Genomic DNA, 17,766 nt, shown 5'->3' with positions numbered 1-17,766 from the left:
GTGAATAGAATGTTATCAATTATTGTTCCTTGCTTTAACGAAGAGGAAGCAATTCCTCTTTTTTTTGAGGAAATGGAAAAAATCCAGCCACTTACTGGAAAAAACTTTGAATATATCTTTATTGATGATGGTTCAAATGATGGTAGCTTGAAATCTATAAAAAGATTGTCATCGGTTAAGGGATCTAAAATAAGATATATTTCTTTTTCGCGTAATTTTGGAAAAGAAGCGGCATTATATGCAGGTCTGCAAGCATCCAAAGGTGTTTTGGTTACTGTAATGGATGTTGATTTGCAAGATCCACCAGAGCTGTTGCCTCAAATGATTCAAATGATTGAGTCTTATGACATAGATTGTGTTGGTACTAGGCGTGCTGATCGTAAAGGTGAACCGCCGATACGAAGTTTTTTTGCGAAGAGATTTTATCATTTGATAAATAAAATTAGTGATACTTATATGGTTGATGGTGCCCGAGACTATCGGTTAATGACTAGACAGATGGTAGATGCTGTTTTGGAAGTAACGGAGTATAATCGATTCTCTAAAGGGATATTTAGTTGGGTTGGATTTAAAACCGAATATATTTCTTTTGATAATCGTGAGCGTGCTGCCGGTGAAACATCGTGGTCTTTTTGGAAATTGTTTAATTATTCAATTGACGGTATTATTAATTTTTCGGATGCGCCTTTGAATATTGCTTCATTTGTAGGAGCCTTGTCTTGCGTAGGGTCTGGAGTTGCATTACTTTTCATTATTTTCCGAGCATTAATATTTGGGGATCCGACATCTGGTTGGCCCTCAATGGTATCGATTTTGCTTTTTATTGGTGGATTGCAGCTTTTATCATTGGGGATTATTGGGAAATATATTGGAAAGATTTTTCTGGAGACGAAGAAGAGGCCAATTTATATTGTAAAAGAAACTGAAGATAAGAAAAACAGTCTAAAAGATTAGCACAATCGGCTAACCTTTTAGACTGTTTTTAATACCCTCTTCTCAACTCAATCTGATTCTCTACAAGTTTCCCCTCAGCTACATAACTCTTCAAATTTTTCAAAAAGATAGTCATAAACTTCCGTTGAAAATCGACAGTCATTCCGGAGATATGTGGGGTGATTAATAAATTTTCTAATTCCCACAGTTCACTATCGACAGGCAAAGGCTCTTCCTCAAATACATCGAGTGCAGTAAAAGCAATTTGCTGTTCCTTGAGTGCGGTTGCTAATTCTTTGGTGTGCACACAGTCACCACGACCTACGTTTATGAAGACAGCATCAGGTTGCATATGACTGAAGACGTCACTATTAAAAATGTGATAAGTGGCTTCTGTTCCTGGAAGGATACCAACAACGATGTCCATGCCTTCAGCAATCTTTGCTAAATTTTTAATAGAATAGGTTTCGATAAATCCACTCACTGGATGTCCAGTGGTATTAATGCCGTACACGTTAACACCTAAACCTCGAAGTGAAACGGATAGTTGTTTACCAATATGACCAGTGCCAACGATTAACAAGTTTTTACCTGAAAGCTGATCATAGTGAATACCTGTTTGGTCCCATTTTTTGACTGCTTGATTTTTGATTGCTTGACCGATTCCACGGTAGTATGTGAGTAAGGTTCCAATAACATGTTCACTGATCGATAGAGAATGAATTCCGCTGCCATTAGATAGGAATATGCCCTTTTTTTCAAATTCGGATAAAGGCAAGTAATCAACACCAGCTGAAACAGCTTGCACCCATTTTAAGTTTGAGTGATTTAATAGCTGAAGTTCTTTTTCCCGTTTCCAACCGACGGAAATTTCAACGTTGTTTAGCTCGTCATCAGCTAATTCCGTACTAACTTGATAGTTTGGCGCAATTTCCTGTATTTTAGTCACGAATTCTTTACGAAAGGCTTTTTGTAAATAAATAATTGGTTTTTGCATTTTGTTCACCTCGACATTCATTCTATCAAATTATCGACAAAAAAACTGTTTACAGCTTTGTAAACAGTTAAGTATTGGGCAATTTCATTTTTGGATAATTGTTGCTGACTTGAAAATAGATAAAAACACTAATACAAGTGATTAGCAGGCTTGAATCAAAACTAGCATCAAAGAACATGATAATCATGGATACAATCGTAGGAATTGTCGCGCAGAAAATAATTGTTTTGAATGTTTCAAAAAAAGTGACCTGCCGAAGTCTAAACTTGGCGAATAGGTGACCAGCAATTGCGGTAAACAATAAGGTTACGATTAAATTTATGATTGTTGGGTAGAGTGCAGCTAACAGCATAACAATAGGTGCCCAAACTGGTAACTGAAGATTCTCCAACTCTGCTCGCAAACCTTTACCAGTAAGTTCGCTGAAGGGTTCTTTCTCATAAGAAAAGTGTAAAACATTATCACCAAATAGGGAAGTACTAACACCGCCCATATCAGGTAACGCTAAAACAGCTTCCTTTTTTAATAGACCGACACTAAAATAGTTTCCGACTAAATCATTTGCAACATCCTTCTCTGTACGTTTACCTTCAGGATCAAAGGTCAAAATGATAGAGTTTGTCTGATAGATAAAGCCATTATTTGAGCCTTCCGCTTGAATCTCGCCGTTTTCTATTTGGAAATCGGGCACTTTCTGAGCAATTTTTGTGCTGTCACTTTTAATTTCCTGCAGTACCTGCATTCCTTCGTAAACTATCGGTAGGGATAAAAAGATACTTAGAACAATAAGATAAATGATTGCTTTCCAGAAAGGAATATCTTTTGCATCTTTCAGTGTGGAAAAGCGAAAAGTCGCTCCTTTTATTAATTGACTAAATGTCATATGATCGCTCCAATCTATCAATCATTGTAGCGAAGTACTACTGGAATAACAAGGCAATGGGAAAAAAAGATAAAAGAATTTATACAGTGAATTGACTATGACAAAAGACTACTGTAAGGTACAAAGTGGAATTATGAGAAGGGTGAAAGTGAATGAACTATTATCGTAAATTTGAAAGCTATTTAAAAGAAAAAAAACTTTGGGAAATATTTATCTACTTATTCTTTGGTGGTTTGGCAACGGTGGTTAATATTGTAACCTTTACTATTGCATATCAAATGTTTCATTTAAGCTGGCCGATTTCTAACACGATTTCATGGATTTGCTCGGTGTTATTTGCTTTTGTGACCAATAAGCTATGGGTTTTTCAATCAAAAACGGAGACACTTGGGGCATTGACCTGGGAATTTAGCAAGTTCTTGTTTGCTAGGATTATTTCCTTTGGTATGGATATGGCATGCATGTATTTATTCATTGATATATTTAGTACAGGGAATTTAGTAGCTAAAATTATTACTCAAATTGTAGTAGTGGTGGCTAATTATGTATTTAGTAAAGTATTTATCTTCAAGAAAGTAGAAATTATTGAAGAATCCTCTTCAAAATCGGAAGAAAAGTAAGCATATACTTTGAAAAGCCTGTGATAATCTGATAAGATTTTAATGTACCTATTTCTAAGGAGGAAATAAAAAATGGCTTATACTTTACCTGAATTACCTTACGCATATGACGCATTGGAACCATACATTGATGAAGAAACAATGCATTTACATCACGAAAAGCATCACAACACGTATGTGACGAATTTAAATGCAGCAATCGAAAAGTATCCTGAGTTAGGTGAACTATCAATCGAAGAATTGATGATTAATTTAAATGAAGTTCCTGAAGATATTCAAACAGCAGTTCGCAACAATGGGGGCGGACATGCTAATCATAGCTTCTTCTGGAAAATTATGGCACCAAATGCTGGTGGCAAACCAACTGGAGCAATTAAAGATGCGATTGATGAAGCCTTTGGCGATTTCGAAAAAATGAAAGAAGAATTTAAAATTGCTGCAACTGGTCGTTTTGGTTCTGGTTGGGCTTGGGTAGTTGTCAATAATGGAAAACTAGAAATTACCTCTACACCAAATCAAGATACGCCACTTTCAGAAGGTAAAACACCTGTTTTAGGTTTAGACGTTTGGGAACATGCTTACTATTTAAAATATAAAAATGTTCGACCTGACTACATCGCAGCTTTCTGGGATGTTGTGAATTGGGACCAAGTGAACAAAAACTTTGAAGCAGCAAAATAATTTTGAAGTAACGAGACACTCATTTCTTGAGTGTCTTTTTTGGTTACTTGTGAAGTTTCAAGGGTTTAAACTTAAAATTTTTTATAGAAAATTTTGCTCTTTTATGAAAAACGTTGAAACCTTATCGGCTATGTGAGAAAATGAACTGTAAAAATCGTAAATAGAGGTGTGCCATGAGTCGTTGGAAGAAAGTCATCGTTGGAATATTAATTCTCGTAAATTGCCTAGTTGGAGGCGCAACAATTTATGCGGTACAGGTAACAAAAGACGCTAGTCAAATGGTGGACAATATTCGTCAAACTGTTAAACGAAACAGTTCAAGGGCAGATAAAGATACGCCAAATATCGATAATGCTGAGCCGTTCTCGATTCTTTTATTAGGCGTAGATACTGGGGATTTAGGTCGTGATGAACAAGGGCGATCAGATAGTATGATGGTGGTAACCGTTAATCCTCAACAGAAGAAATCAACTATTGTGAGTTTGGGTAGAGATACACTATCGAAAATTGTTGGGTATGGTACCAACGATAAATTGAATCATGCCTATGCTTTTGGCGGCGAGGGTATGGCGATGGACACCATCGAAAATTTATTAGATATTCCAATTGATCATTATGTAACGATTAATATGCGTGGTCTGAAGGACCTAATTGATGCAGTCGGTGGTATTGAGGTTGATAATCAATATGATTTTGAGCTTGATGGTATCGAAGTTGCAAAAGGTAAACAAACCTTAGACGGTGAGACAGGTTTGGCTTATGCACGTATGCGTTATGAAGATCCAGAAGGTGATGTTGGTCGTCAAAAACGCCAACGTGAAGTTGTTACAAAGATTTTGAACAAGGCAATGTCGATCAATGGTGTAAGCAATTATCGGAAGATTTTAAAAGCTGTTGAAAAGAACATGAAAACAGATCTTTCTTGGGATGATATGTTAGATATTGGGACAGATTACTTGCCAGCCTTTAAAAAGATTGACCAGAAACAACTGGATGGCGAAAGCCAGCTGATTGACGAAATTTATTACCAAATTCTCGGAACCAATGAATTGCTCAATATTCAAAATACTTTGAAGAAGCAATTGAATCTACCAACAGCTAAAACTTTACCCAATTTGGCAGACCCTGACTCATACAATTTGTTTTATGATGATACAGATGGTAGTTCTTCAGAAGCTGGTACTCAAGATACAACTGAGTATGATGCTACCAATACTTACGATCAACAAGGCACTTATGATCCAGGAACAGCCAACGACTACGGAAATACCTATAACACAGAAGATACTACTGGTTATGATCAAAACCAACAACAGTATGACAATGGCTATAATCAACAAGCACCTGCGGAGGACTATTTGCAGCCTGCGACAGGATATGGATACTAAACTAAATATTGCACAGGCTAGGCAGAAATTTCTGTTTAGTCTTTTTTTTACTGACAAAAAAATGGTTTGCTTTAAGTAAAAAACAAACCATTTCCAAGACTATTTTTTTGTCAGTTTTACAACGACTTCACAACGAGCAGTTTGGGGAAACATATCAACTGATTGCAGGTAATCAACATTGTAAATTTCTGACAAGGGCTTAAGATCTCTTGCTAATGTTGAAACATTGCAGGAAATATAAATCAATTGTTGGCTAGGTTGTTTTACTATAGCAGTCAATATCTTTTCGTCTAGCCCTGTTCTGGGTGGATCAACGATAATAGCATCAGGCTTAAAGCCTTCTCTTAACCATTTGGGCAGCAGTTCTTCAGCAGAGCCTACTTCATAATGGGTATTTGCTAACCCCATTTTCGAAGCATTCTTTTGCGCATCTTGAATAGCTTGAGGAATTATATCCATTCCTCTGACCTCTTTGGCCTGATCAGCTAAAGATAACCCAATCGTACCAACACCACAGTAGGCATCTACAATAGTCTTATCTTTTTTTAAATCTAAGGCTTTCAAAGCTTCTTCATACAAAACTTTGGTTTGTGACGGATTCAACTGGAAAAAAGCACGAGCAGAGAGTTCAAAAGAAACTTGATTGATTTGTTCATCAATTGTTTCTTTTCCCCATAAGTGGATCGTTTCATCTCCCATAATCAGAGAAGTTTTTTTATCCTGAATATTTTGCATCACAGAAACGACTTCCGTACAACGCTGATTCAGTTCACGAATAAACGCATTTACTTGAGGAATTTTTTTTGTTTTTGAAATAAGGACTAATTGAACTTCTCCAGTCTCAATACCTACACGAACCATCAATGTACGCAAAATTCCAGAATTTTTCTTTTCATTATAAATGGGGATTGAATATTTTGTCAGCAACTGTACAGCTGTGTTCATTACCTGTTGAGTTGCTGGTTGTTGAACGAGACAATCGGTAATCGGTACTAAGTGGTGTGAATTGTTTTGATAAAGACCGGCCTCCACTTGATTCGTTTTGTCAATCTTTCGTAGTTGGAACTGTGCTTTGTTACGGTAGCGCCAAGGATTTTCCATCCCTAGAGTACTGCGGAGTTCGTATTGCTGGAAGCCCTTCGGTTTGTATTTTTCCAGAGCTTGCTTTAATAAATCTTTTTTAAAGATCAGTTGCTGGTTATAAGCCAAATGCTGCAGTTGACAGCCGCCACATTCTTCATAAACAGGGCAAGGAGGTGTGATCCGAGCATTGCTTGCCTCCTTGACACGAACCAACTCTGCTTCAGCGTAACGAGGAGTAGCTTTAGTGATTTTGGCAATGATAGTTTCTTTAGGGAGAGCTCCCTTGACGAAAACGATGAGCCGCTTATAATAAGCAATGCCTTCGCCGTTAATACCTAGTCGTTTAATTTTTAGAGTTAGAGATTGATTGGTTTTCAATTGAACAGCCATAATCTGCTCCTTTCTGGCTACATTTTAGCATAATTTTACCAAAGAAGCTGTTTTCTATGATAGAATTAATGTTCGCAAAGGAGGTCTATCAATGATTATTACTATCAGTAAAGTAAACAAGGGCCGGAATGCTTTTTACGAAGTAGAACTGTCTAACGGAGAAGTTTTGCGTGTTTCAGAGGATACCTTAATTAATTATCGTTTATTAAAAGACCGAGAAATTACCGAAGCAGAAATTACTGAAATAAAAAAAGCCAGTAATGAAGACGCAGGGTTTCAATTAGCATTAAACTATTTAAGTTATCAGATGCGGACAGAAAAAGAAATTTATAGCTATTTAAAGGAAAAAGAGATCGACTTTTCTGATCGGAAGAAAATTGTCGCGCGTTTAAGAGAAATGAATCTGCTAGATGATACAACATTTGGTGAGAGCTTTGTGCGAACCCAAATGCGTTTAGGTGACAAAGGCCCCCGTGTTATCAGACAAAAGCTTAAGGAAAAAGGACTAAATGACCAAGACATTGAAATAAGTCTTGGACTATACGAAGAAGAGATACAATACGAGATCGCTTTACGTGCAGCTGAAAAAGCTATGCGGAAATTCCATGATAAAAGCGTAAGAGAAACACAGCAGAAGCTGCAACAAACGTTGATGACGAAGGGATTCTCTTCTGACATTATCAAACTAGCAATTGACGGACTGGATTTTGAAGAAGTGCAGGAACAAGAAGAAGATGCACTAGAAATACAAGGTGATAAGCTTTGGCGAAGGAATCAACGTTTTGATAGAGCTAAAAGAAAGCAAAAAGTGAAGCAAAGCTTATATCAAAAGGGCTTTACATTAGATGCCATTGATGTATTTATTGCGAAAAAAGAGGAAGAAGAAGATGAATAACAATTCTTGGGAATCTTGGACAACAGAGAGGATTCAGCAATTTCAAGTTGAATTTTTGGAGTGGTATCAAAAGGAAAAAAGAAATTTGCCATGGCGATACAATCAAGATCCTTACCGGGTTTGGATTTCGGAAATCATGCTGCAGCAAACACGAGTAGATACTGTGATTGACTACTACTATCGTTTTATGGAAGCTTTCCCTTCAATAGCAGATTTGGCTGAAACACCGGAAGATAAGTTGCTGAAAATCTGGGAAGGGTTGGGTTATTACTCACGAGCTAGAAACTTACAAACTGCAGCCAAACAAATTTTGAACGAATTTAGTGGTCAATTTCCTCATACCATTGATGATATCAGATCTTTAAAAGGAATTGGTCCTTATACAGCGGGAGCAATTGGTAGTATTTCTTTTAAACTGCCAGAACCGGCAATAGATGGAAATGTAATGCGGGTAGTCAGCCGGTTATTTTGTATTGAAGCTGATATTGCTAAAGCCAGCAGTCGGAAAATTTTTGATGAAGCGATGCGGAAAATCATCAGCCATGAAGAACCAGGAGATTTTAACCAAGCAATGATGGATTTAGGTTCATCTATTTGTACTCCGACTGCACCAAAGTGCGAAGTGTGTCCGATACGTGAGTTTTGTTTAGCTTTCAAAGAACAGCGCCCAACGGAATTCCCAGTAAAAAGTAAAAAAATGAAGCCTAAGGATGTTTACTATGTGGCAGGAATAATTGAAAACAACCAGCAGGAATTTTTATTGGAGCAGCGGCCTGATTCAGGATTACTAGCCAGCATGTGGCTGTTCCCATTAGAAGAAATTTCAGCTGCAAAATTCACGGAACTAAAAAGCAGTTATACAGAAGAGGTGAATCTCTTTTCTAGTGAACTAGTAGCAGAAGACAGTCCAATAATTTTTTCTGCTGATCCGGTAGTTTGGCAGAAAAAAATACTGGGAGAGGTCACCCATATCTTTAGTCATTTGCGTTGGCACATTTTAGTTTTTTATGGTCGAACGAATGATACACTTATAGATCGCGGTACATGGGTAAAAAGAGCAGATTTTGATGACTTCGTTTTTCCAAAACCTCAGCAAAAAATGCTTGGAGTATGGGAAAAGAATCAAACATCTGACAATCATTGGTAGGCAAGCGCCTGATTTATTGCTATAATAATTTTGATGTCGGTGTGATAACACCCAAACAAATGCGAAAACTAAATTTCGCTGAGGGAAGGGTAGCTATGGGAGTTCCAAAAGAAGGAGAGTTTATAACCATTAAGAGTTATAAACACGACGGCAGCTTGCATCGAACGTGGCGGGATACCATGGTATTAAAAACAAGTGAGTGCTCGATTATCGGATTGAATGATCATACATTGGTCACCGAATCAGATGGTCGCAGATGGGTTACTCGTGAACCAGCAATTGTTTATTTTCACACGAAATACTGGTTCAATGTAATAGCAATGATCAGAGAGAAAGGAGTTTCCTACTATTGTAATCTAGCATCACCTTATGTATTGGATGATGAAGCTTTAAAGTATATCGACTATGATTTAGATGTCAAAGTCTTTCCAGATGGAGAGAAACGACTGTTAGATGTTGATGAATATGAAGCCCACAGCAAACAGATGCATTACTCCAAGGAAATTGATTTTATTTTGAAAGAAAATGTCAAGATTCTCGTTGATTGGATTAACAATGGCAAAGGTCCTTTTTCTCCAGGCTATATTGATATTTGGTATGACCGCTACAAGCAATTGTCGCGGAAATAAAAAGAAACTGCTGATTTGAATCAGCAGTTTTTTATAGGTCTTTTTTCATGTGAATATGATCAATGCCGACTTCTTGGAAAACTTCACCATAGGTCTGATAATCATGTGCTTTATAAAATGTTTGAGCACTTAACTGAGCATCTAGCCGAATCTGTTGGAAGCCTTGCTGCTTAGCAAAGAGCTCAGCTTCCTGAAGAAGAGCATCTCCCAATTTTTGACCACGAAATTCTTTTAGGACAGCCATTCGCTGTAGTTTCAACTCTTGTGTATTCAACGGAAGCAAGCGAACAGTAGCCGCAGCGTTTTGTTCATCGGTATACAGGACGAAGTGAATGCTGTAGGCTTCATCCTTATCGATTTCTCGTTCTAAAGGAACTCCTTGTTCTTGAATAAACACCTTGTGACGGATTTTGACAGCGTCCAAATAGATCTCGCTCATTGTATCTTTAGTGATTAAGATTTTCATTTTTTTCACCTTCCTAGTTCAAAAAAACTGCTTCAATGGACTCACTGTTGTATACTATATAACAAATCATATAAAAGAGGTATCTAAATGTTTGAAAAACTCAAAAATTCAAAATTGATGTTCTGGTCTTTAGAGCTATTGATTTTAGCAACCTTGATTTGGGTTTCGTCGCGGATTGATTTTGTCTTTCAACCGATTGGCACATTTTTCACGACGTTATTTGCTCCGGTCTTGATTGCTGGCTTTTTGTATTATTTATTAAATCCCCTTGTACGATTACTGACTCGTTTAGGAATGAAACGGATTTTGGCAATAGCTCTCATTTTTCTTTTATTAATCGTGCTGATTGTTCTGATGGTCATGAGTATTATTCCTAATCTGATCCAGCAATTGGCTTCACTGGCTGCCAGTATACCAAGCTTTATCTTGGATATGCAATCCTGGCTGAAGGAAATCAGTGATCAGGCAACTCATTTTCCTTTGTTCCAACAATTGGATGTCGACAAATACATCAATAATCTTGATGTTTCTGCGGGGACAATTTTACAACAGTTCTTAGGAGGAGTGACTACTAGTTTAAGTTCATTAATTAGCAAAATAGCCACAGTCGCTGTCTTGCTTGTTACAGTGCCGTTTATTCTATTTTACATGTTGAAGGATGGCGAGAAATTAGTTCCTAATATCGAACGAGCTTTACCTGCGAAACAACGTGAAAATATTAAAGAGTTATTAGGACAAATGAATAAGACCTTGTCAGACTATATTAGTGGTCAGGCAATTGAATGCTTATTTGTTGGAACGTTTACTTTTTTAGGGTACTTATTAATTGGCGTCGATTACGCCTTCTTGTTTGGAGTTATTGCTGGATTGACTAACCTGATTCCTTATTTAGGGCCTTATCTAGGTTTAGCACCTGCACTAATCTACAGTTTTTTTGATAGTCCAGTTAAAGCACTTTTGTGTATCGTTATAGTTGTAATTGTTCAACAAATTGATGGAAATGTCATTTACCCCAACGTAATTGGTAAATCTTTAAATATCCATCCCTTAACTATCATCTTAATTCTATTGGTTGCTGGGAACTTAGCAGGTATTTTAGGAGTCTTTCTAGGGGTTCCCGTTTATGCAATTTTAAGAACACTGGTGATTTTTATTGTAAAAATTTTCAAGGAAAGTAAAAAAGAGGAACGGGAACAAGAGATTTTAAGTTAAATTGCAACAAAGATTGCATAAAAACTAGTGTTGTGATACGATTTTATTGTGGCCGAGTGCCACTTTTTTTTAACAGTTTATAAAATAAGGAGCGAATGCAATTATGAATGCTGACCCCGATAGTCAGTCGTTAGTCTTCCAACTTTTACTATTAGTTGTGTTGACTTTGATCAACGGATTTCTTGCTGCGGCAGAAATTGCGGTTGTATCAGTTAATAAAAACCGTGTAGAACAAAAAGCTGAAGAGGGAAATCTTAAATCCAAGAAGCTTTTGGAAATCATAAGACACCCAAACAACTTTTTATCAACAATACAAGTTGGGATCACTTTAGTTAATATCTTGTCAGGGGCTTCCTTGGCAGATAGTCTCTCTGCTCGTTTAGCACCTGTTCTAGGTGGGACTGCAGTAGCTAAAACTCTCGCGAATGTATTAATCATGCTTTTGTTAACTTATGTTTCAATTGTATTTGGTGAATTATATCCTAAGCGAATTGCTATGACCCATACAGAGAGTGTGGCCCAAGTAACATCAAGTGTGGTTAGAAAATTAGGCGTCATTGCTAAGCCCTTCGTTTGGCTGTTAACAGCTTCAACGAACCTGCTGGCTAAGATAACACCAATGAAGTTTGATGATGAAGATACAAAAATGACTCGTGATGAAATGCGGTACATGCTTGAAAACGAGGGCATCCTTGAGACAGAAGAACTTGAAATGCTGCAAGGTGTTTTCTCTTTAGATACAAAAGTAGCCCGTGAAGTCATGGTTCCCCGTACCGATTCATTTATGATTGATATTAATGACCCGGTAACTGAAATTGTCGATGAAATTTTAAGTGAGAGTTATTCACGTATTCCTGTGTACGATGAAGATAAAGACAAGATCATAGGAATCGTTCATACGAAAAACTTACTGAAAGCAGCAAGAGAATGCGGCTTTGAAAACATCGATCTGCATAAAATTATTCAGGAGCCGTTGTTTGTACCAGAAACTATCTTTATTGATGATTTATTGTACGAGTTGAAAAAGACGCAGAATCAAATGTCTATTTTACTAGATGAGTACGGAGGAATGGTAGGCCTGGTAACTTTAGAAGATCTATTGGAGGAAATCGTTGGCGAGATTGACGATGAATCCGATGAAATTGAAAAACTTTATGAGAAGGTTTCAGATACGGAGTACTTAATCAATGGAAAAATGTTGATTGATGAGTTTAATGAAGAATTTGACACTAGTCTTCATATGAGTGATGTAGATACAATGGCTGGTTATTTGATCACTGCACTAGGGACCATTCCTGATGAAGGTGAAAAACTTTCTTTTGACGTTGACAATTTAACCTTGATCTCTGAAGAAATGGAAGGCTCTAGGGTATTAACCGTCCGCGCAATTTTCCATCCTGATGAAGATAAAGGTGTAGAACCTGAAGAAGAACGTCGTTTGTTTACTAAGGATTTTGAAGATGACGAACCAAGAAGATAACCGTTAAGGACTAATCTCGTTTAGAGAATTAGTCCTTTTTTTATCAAATTTCTTCTCCGTAGTCGACAGGTTTATCATATTCACCTGGGGCATAATCGTAGGTGTGTCCATAGATGAAAACTGGCATACCGATATAACTGTACTTGTAAATTTTCTCCACTTTATTTAAGGGTGTGTTGATGCAGCCGTAGCTTCCAAATCCAGTTTTAAAAGCTTCAGGGTCGCCAAAGGCTTCTTTTTTGTGTTCAGTATCATGTATCCCAATTTCGGTGATGGTTTGACCATAGCTCAAAAAAGGCATCCAGTAGTTCACTGGCACACGGTAGCTACCATCACCTGTGATGAGCGCTCCGCTTAAGTAAGTATTTTTTTGTTTATCCATAATTGTGTGAAAACCAGGGATAGTGGCTGTTTCTTTGATAAATTGACCAGTAATCACATTGGTACTAACCACTTTTTTACCCTTGTGAAAGCAATACATTTTTTGATTTTCTAAATCAACCTCAATATAATTTTGTTTTACGTGCAGCGGTTGCTTTGATGGATTACCTTTTAAAGGAAGCTCGATTGACTCAATTTTGCTGTCTAACAATTGTTTATTTAATAATTTTACTGCTTTTTCTGTATCAATGTACCAACCGTAGTTACCGACATTTTTAAAACGCAAATGTTCGCCATGCACATTTACAAAATCAACGGGACGATCGATTGTGGAATACTTTTGATTTAGTTTTTGAACCAATTGAGTAGTCAATAAAGAATCCAGCGTTCCAGACTCATTTACAGAAGCAATAATCATATTTTTTGATAAAGGAATTTTCTTTTTAGCAATGATTAATGATCTATCCTCAGTTAGAAGCTGGTTCAAATCTCGAACGGTTGATTTTAGGTTTTCACTTGTGAGCTCAGGTTTAACATAAAAGTCCGTTAGCTGGTATACCTCCTTCAAACTTCCAACAGTCATATCTTGATAAAGAACCTTAATCAATTGTTGTCGATCGATCTGAGTGCCTTGCTTCTCGGGCTGAATTACAAATTTCTGATTTTTATGACTTACAAGTGCTGATTGATTTTCTATCTCAATACCAAAGTCAGCAGCATTGATTTGGGTAGTTACCTGTTCCATTGTTCTATTTGCTAGGGGCAGTAAAGTAGAGGCGTGGTGCAGATTAGCTTTTAGAAAATCCTCCGAGATCTTGTAAGGCTGGCCGATTGTTAAGAGAATCGGAGTATTATTTTGTGTTAAAGAGATAGAAACTGTTTGATATGTTTTTTCTAATTTCTTCTGAGATTGTTGGATAGTTAAGCCGCCAACTGAAGTAGTATTTACTTTTGCCCAGGGAAGGAAATGGCTCCTAAAATAGATAAAAAGAAAGAGCAAACTTAGAAGCAGCAAGAGTAAGAATTTTTTAATAAAATTTTTGGATAAATACATGAGGTCCTCCTTTAAAATGGGTTAGACTAAAGCAAGAGTGTAAATAGACGCTTTTCTGAAATTTTTGCAACCTTATTGTAACATAAGAAATGTTTTTGTAAATATAGTTAATTAAAAAGTATGTGCTTTTTTAACAGAAAATTTTCAAAAATCAGAAAGGGATGAAGATTTTCTGTAAAAACGTTTTCAACTTTCCTATTTCTGGGCATCCGTGCTATACTAATTGGGTTGAAATTTGTTAAAGGGAGTAAACTCATGAATAATCCTAAATTAAAAGAACAGGTTGACAGTCGTCGTACATTTGCGATTATTTCCCATCCAGATGCCGGGAAAACAACGATTACTGAACAACTTTTACTATTCGGAGGCGCAATTCGCCAAGCTGGAACGGTCAAAGGTAAAAAAACCGGAAACTTTGCAAAATCTGACTGGATGGATATTGAAAAACAACGTGGGATTTCGGTTACCAGTTCAGTAATGCAATTTGACTATGAAGGTAAACGTGTCAATATTTTAGATACACCAGGGCACGAAGATTTCTCGGAAGATACTTATCGTACATTAATGGCGGTTGATAGCGCTGTGATGGTAATTGATAGTGCAAAAGGGATTGAGGCACAGACAAAGAAACTATTCCAAGTTGTTAAACGACGAGGAATTCCTATTTTTACTTTTATAAATAAATTGGACCGGGATGGTCGAGAACCACTAGATTTATTAGAAGAGTTGGAAGAATTGTTAAACATTGAATCTTATCCGATGAATTGGCCGATTGGTATGGGTAAAGGACTTGAAGGTCTTTATGATATTCATAACAAACGAATTGAGTTGTATCGCCCAGAACAGTATGAAGGTGAACGGTTTGTTGAATTAACTGATGGTGAAATTGCTAGTGAACATCCATTAAAAGAACAATCAATTTATCAGGATGTTCTAGGTGAAGTAGAATTAGTCCAAGAAGCTGGTGATGCTTTTGACTTGGAAAAAATTGCTAAAGGGGAACAAACACCAGTATTTTTCGGATCAGCCTTAACTAATTTTGGCGTTCAGACATTTTTGGAAACCTTTGTTCATTTAGCGCCAAAACCCTACGCGCATAAAACTGAAGAGGGAACTGAAATTTCCCCTTATGAAAATGAATTTTCAGGTTTTGTGTTCAAGATTCAAGCCAACATGAATCCTAATCATCGTGATCGGATTGCTTTTGTACGAATTTGCTCAGGTACTTTTGAACGCGGAATGGATGTAAACTTAAATCGAACAGATAAAAAGATGAAATTGAGTAATGTAACCCAGTTTATGGCAGATGCTCGAGAAAATATCGAGGAAGCTGTTGCTGGTGATATTATTGGGATTTACGATACTGGTAACTATCAAATCGGAGATACACTGTATGAAGGAAAACTAAAAGTTGCTTATGAAGAGCTGCCTTCTTTTACACCGGAATTATTTATGAAAGTTACCGCAAAAAACGTTATGAAACAAAAATCGTTTCACAAAGGAATTAATCAGCTTGTACAAGAAGGTGCAATTCAACTGTATAAAACCTATCTTACTGACGATTACATCATAGGAGCGGTAGGACAGCTGCAGTTTGAAGTTTTCCAATATCGGATGCAAAATGAGTACAATGCAGAAGTAGTTATGACACCGATGGGACATAAAATTGCTCGTTGGATTAAACCAGAAGACTTGGATGAGCGAATGAGCTCTAGCCGAAATATTTTGGCTAAAGACCGTTTTGATCAACCGCTATTTTTATTTGAGAACCAATTTGCTATGCGTTGGTTTGCCGATAAATATCCGAACGTAGAATTGAAGAGCTTGATGTAGAATATTACGGACCACTTTTTAGAGGAGATGCTCAATGTTAAAGCAGCTTAGTAAGTACAACCATTTACTGATTCTATTCATCTTGAGCATTTTTTATATGATGCCGATGTTTTTGTATTCGGGTATCATCCATTTCAGCATGCAAGACACCTATTTTCATTTATCGCGTATAACTGGAATGAGTAATGTATGGACTAGTCCAGTAAATTACGCGTCTTTTCACCATAACGGATCAATGATCAACCAGTTTTATCCCTGGTTGACCATTTATCCTGCTTATTTATTTTATAAAATAACTGGGAGTATGGTTTGGGGTTATAAAATATATTGTTGGTTCATCACCTTGGCAACTTTACTTATTTCTTATTATTCAATTTTTAAAATGAAAAAAAGTACCAATATTGCTCTGATATTTTCAGCTGTCTATACATTTTCGGCATATCGGGCTACGGATCTTTTTTACCGAGGCTCTTTAGGTGAAGCTGTGGCAATGACCTTCTTTCCGATGGTTTTAGCAGGGACGTATGAAATTTTTATTGGAAATGAGAAAAACTGGCGCCTTTTAACCTTTGGTATGACTTTAATTGTCTATACCCATCTACTTTCCGTAGCAATGCTTGCAGTAATGATTGCTTTCTTTCTAATCATTTCTTTTCCTTTTTGGGCGAACAAAGTGAAACGTTTAAAAGCATTGTTTAAAGCGACAGGAGCGACTGTTCTGCTTTCTCTGGCATTTATTGTTCCTTTTTTAGAACAAATGACTCAACTGAATTTGTACACTCCTAAAGGTGTATCTCTGGAAGGGTTTGACTATCGCCGTCTATTAGGTAATTTGATTTTTAATCGCATCAACGGATTTTCAATCGGTTTGTTTTTATTGCTAGCTATCTTTATGACCATAGTAGGTTGGAAAAAATTGAAGAAACCAGATATCGTCATTTTCATTGTTGGCGTACTGATGTTTATCTCTACAACAAGATTATTGCCTTGGGATAAGCTTAGCACAACACCGTTGTTAACTATTCAATTTGTATGGCGTTTGAATGCCATTGTAACTTTGTTATTGGCCTACAGCTTTAGTGTTTCCTTTGACTCTAAAAAGGCAGTTGTAAGAATAAATAGGCAGATATTACTATTGCCAATTATTGTAATTCTTCATATTGTGTCTATTTTTAATCTTTATAATTCAGATAAAGTATACAATTTAGTAGCAAGAAATGATGACATGAGAACGGTAATTCAAGATAGTGATATAACAGGAATAGATAATTTACTGCACAACATTGATTATGCCAATCAACAAGTAGTAGAGAATATGGATGTGGTCGCTAATTATAAGTTTGTCCTGGATGGAAAAGAAATTAAACCTGAGTTCAATTTAACGGATAGCGAAGTTACGATTGTTTTAAAAGATATAAAGGACTCTAGCGATTTAGTAACACCTCTTTATCGATATATTGGACAAAAGGTTACTGTCAACGATAAAGAAACCAGAACGAAGCTATCTTCTTCGGGTACAACTGAATTGCACATTCCTAAAGGCAACTCTAAGATTAAAATTTCTTATCGCTATACTCGATGGGCTGTGATCGGTCGGACGATCAGTGTAATTGCCCTTATAGTTATATCAGTACCTAAGAATCTAGTCCAAAAACTAAAGAAAAAAGGCGAACCCGCGAAGCAGTGAGTAATCA

At 36.7% G+C, this 17,766-nt stretch carries 16 protein-coding genes; 11 read left to right on the top strand and 5 right to left on the bottom strand.

Features of this window, described 5'->3' with window-relative positions; genetic code table 11:
* Positions 1–9 precede the first annotated feature (9 nt).
* On the top strand, positions 10–954 hold the full coding sequence (locus IGI49_RS07235; RefSeq protein ID WP_429963962.1) for a glycosyltransferase family 2 protein: 945 nt from the start codon (positions 10–12) through the stop codon (positions 952–954).
* A gap of 28 nt (positions 955–982) precedes the next feature.
* Here IGI49_RS07235 and IGI49_RS07230 read toward each other — a convergent pair whose 3' ends face one another.
* Together IGI49_RS07230 and IGI49_RS07225 are read right to left on the bottom strand one after the other, a co-directional pair.
* Complete coding sequence (locus tag IGI49_RS07230) at positions 983–1,930, bottom strand: phosphoglycerate dehydrogenase (protein WP_429963961.1); 948 nt, start codon at positions 1,928–1,930, stop codon at positions 983–985.
* 67 nt (positions 1,931–1,997) lie between these two features.
* Positions 1,998–2,813, bottom strand: coding sequence for a DUF1189 domain-containing protein (locus IGI49_RS07225; protein WP_429963960.1), 816 nt, complete (start codon positions 2,811–2,813; stop codon positions 1,998–2,000).
* Positions 2,814–2,965: 152 nt separating this feature from the next.
* Between IGI49_RS07225 and IGI49_RS07220 the strand changes: the two genes are divergently transcribed.
* The 3 genes from IGI49_RS07220 (at position 2,966) to IGI49_RS07210 (ending at position 5,502) form a co-directional block, all read left to right on the top strand.
* The gene (locus IGI49_RS07220; RefSeq protein ID WP_429963959.1) at positions 2,966–3,433 is read left to right on the top strand and encodes a GtrA family protein; all 468 of its coding nucleotides are present in this window, start codon (positions 2,966–2,968) and stop codon (positions 3,431–3,433) included.
* 72 nt (positions 3,434–3,505) lie between these two features.
* Positions 3,506–4,114, top strand: coding sequence for a superoxide dismutase (locus IGI49_RS07215; protein ID WP_429963958.1), 609 nt, complete (start codon positions 3,506–3,508; stop codon positions 4,112–4,114).
* Between the two features lie 173 nt (positions 4,115–4,287).
* Complete coding sequence (locus tag IGI49_RS07210) at positions 4,288–5,502, top strand: LCP family protein (protein ID WP_207702277.1); 1,215 nt, start codon at positions 4,288–4,290, stop codon at positions 5,500–5,502.
* 99 nt (positions 5,503–5,601) lie between these two features.
* On the opposite strand, the gene rlmD is transcribed toward IGI49_RS07210, so the two are convergent.
* Positions 5,602–6,975, bottom strand: a complete 1,374-nt coding sequence (gene rlmD, locus IGI49_RS07205) for a 23S rRNA (uracil(1939)-C(5))-methyltransferase RlmD (protein WP_429963957.1) — start codon at positions 6,973–6,975, stop codon at positions 5,602–5,604.
* Between the two features lie 94 nt (positions 6,976–7,069).
* Between rlmD and recX the strand changes: the two genes are divergently transcribed.
* The 3 genes from recX to ntdP all read left to right on the top strand — a co-directional run bounded on the left by recX (position 7,070) and on the right by ntdP (position 9,646).
* Complete coding sequence (recX, locus tag IGI49_RS07200) at positions 7,070–7,870, top strand: recombination regulator RecX (RefSeq protein ID WP_429964984.1); 801 nt, start codon at positions 7,070–7,072, stop codon at positions 7,868–7,870.
* On the top strand, positions 7,863–9,017 hold the full coding sequence (gene mutY, locus IGI49_RS07195; protein WP_429963956.1) for an A/G-specific adenine glycosylase: 1,155 nt from the start codon (positions 7,863–7,865) through the stop codon (positions 9,015–9,017). Before recX ends, mutY begins: the two co-directional genes overlap by 8 nt.
* A gap of 95 nt (positions 9,018–9,112) precedes the next feature.
* Positions 9,113–9,646, top strand: coding sequence for a nucleoside tri-diphosphate phosphatase (ntdP, locus tag IGI49_RS07190; protein WP_207702279.1), 534 nt, complete (start codon positions 9,113–9,115; stop codon positions 9,644–9,646).
* 31 nt (positions 9,647–9,677) lie between these two features.
* On the opposite strand, the gene IGI49_RS07185 is transcribed toward ntdP, so the two are convergent.
* The gene (locus IGI49_RS07185; RefSeq protein WP_429963955.1) at positions 9,678–10,112 is read right to left on the bottom strand and encodes a GNAT family N-acetyltransferase; all 435 of its coding nucleotides are present in this window, start codon (positions 10,110–10,112) and stop codon (positions 9,678–9,680) included.
* Positions 10,113–10,199: 87 nt separating this feature from the next.
* Between IGI49_RS07185 and IGI49_RS07180 the strand changes: the two genes are divergently transcribed.
* Both IGI49_RS07180 and IGI49_RS07175 read left to right on the top strand, forming a co-directional pair.
* Positions 10,200–11,324, top strand: coding sequence for an AI-2E family transporter (locus IGI49_RS07180; RefSeq protein WP_429963954.1), 1,125 nt, complete (start codon positions 10,200–10,202; stop codon positions 11,322–11,324).
* A gap of 103 nt (positions 11,325–11,427) precedes the next feature.
* The gene (locus IGI49_RS07175; RefSeq protein ID WP_207702282.1) at positions 11,428–12,804 is read left to right on the top strand and encodes a hemolysin family protein; all 1,377 of its coding nucleotides are present in this window, start codon (positions 11,428–11,430) and stop codon (positions 12,802–12,804) included.
* Positions 12,805–12,847: 43 nt separating this feature from the next.
* Here IGI49_RS07175 and IGI49_RS07170 read toward each other — a convergent pair whose 3' ends face one another.
* Positions 12,848–14,239 (bottom strand): L,D-transpeptidase, encoded by a 1,392-nt coding sequence (locus IGI49_RS07170; protein ID WP_429963953.1) that lies wholly within the window; start codon positions 14,237–14,239, stop codon positions 12,848–12,850.
* 255 nt (positions 14,240–14,494) lie between these two features.
* Here IGI49_RS07170 and IGI49_RS07165 point away from each other — a divergent pair, with 255 nt between their 5' ends.
* On the top strand, positions 14,495–16,072 hold the full coding sequence (locus tag IGI49_RS07165; RefSeq protein WP_429963952.1) for a peptide chain release factor 3: 1,578 nt from the start codon (positions 14,495–14,497) through the stop codon (positions 16,070–16,072).
* A 34-nt stretch (positions 16,073–16,106) separates the two neighbouring features.
* Positions 16,107–17,759, top strand: a complete 1,653-nt coding sequence (locus tag IGI49_RS07160; RefSeq protein WP_429963951.1) for a 6-pyruvoyl-tetrahydropterin synthase-related protein — start codon at positions 16,107–16,109, stop codon at positions 17,757–17,759.
* Positions 17,760–17,766: the final 7 nt, after the last annotated feature.

The organism is Enterococcus sp. AZ071 (assembly GCF_050499065.1).
In the GTDB taxonomy this organism is placed as follows: Bacteria; Bacillota; Bacilli; order Lactobacillales; family Enterococcaceae; genus Enterococcus_A; species Enterococcus_A ferrettii.
The sequence above is the reverse complement of the archived record's forward strand: the minus strand, read 5'-3'. Positions and strand labels throughout refer to the sequence as shown.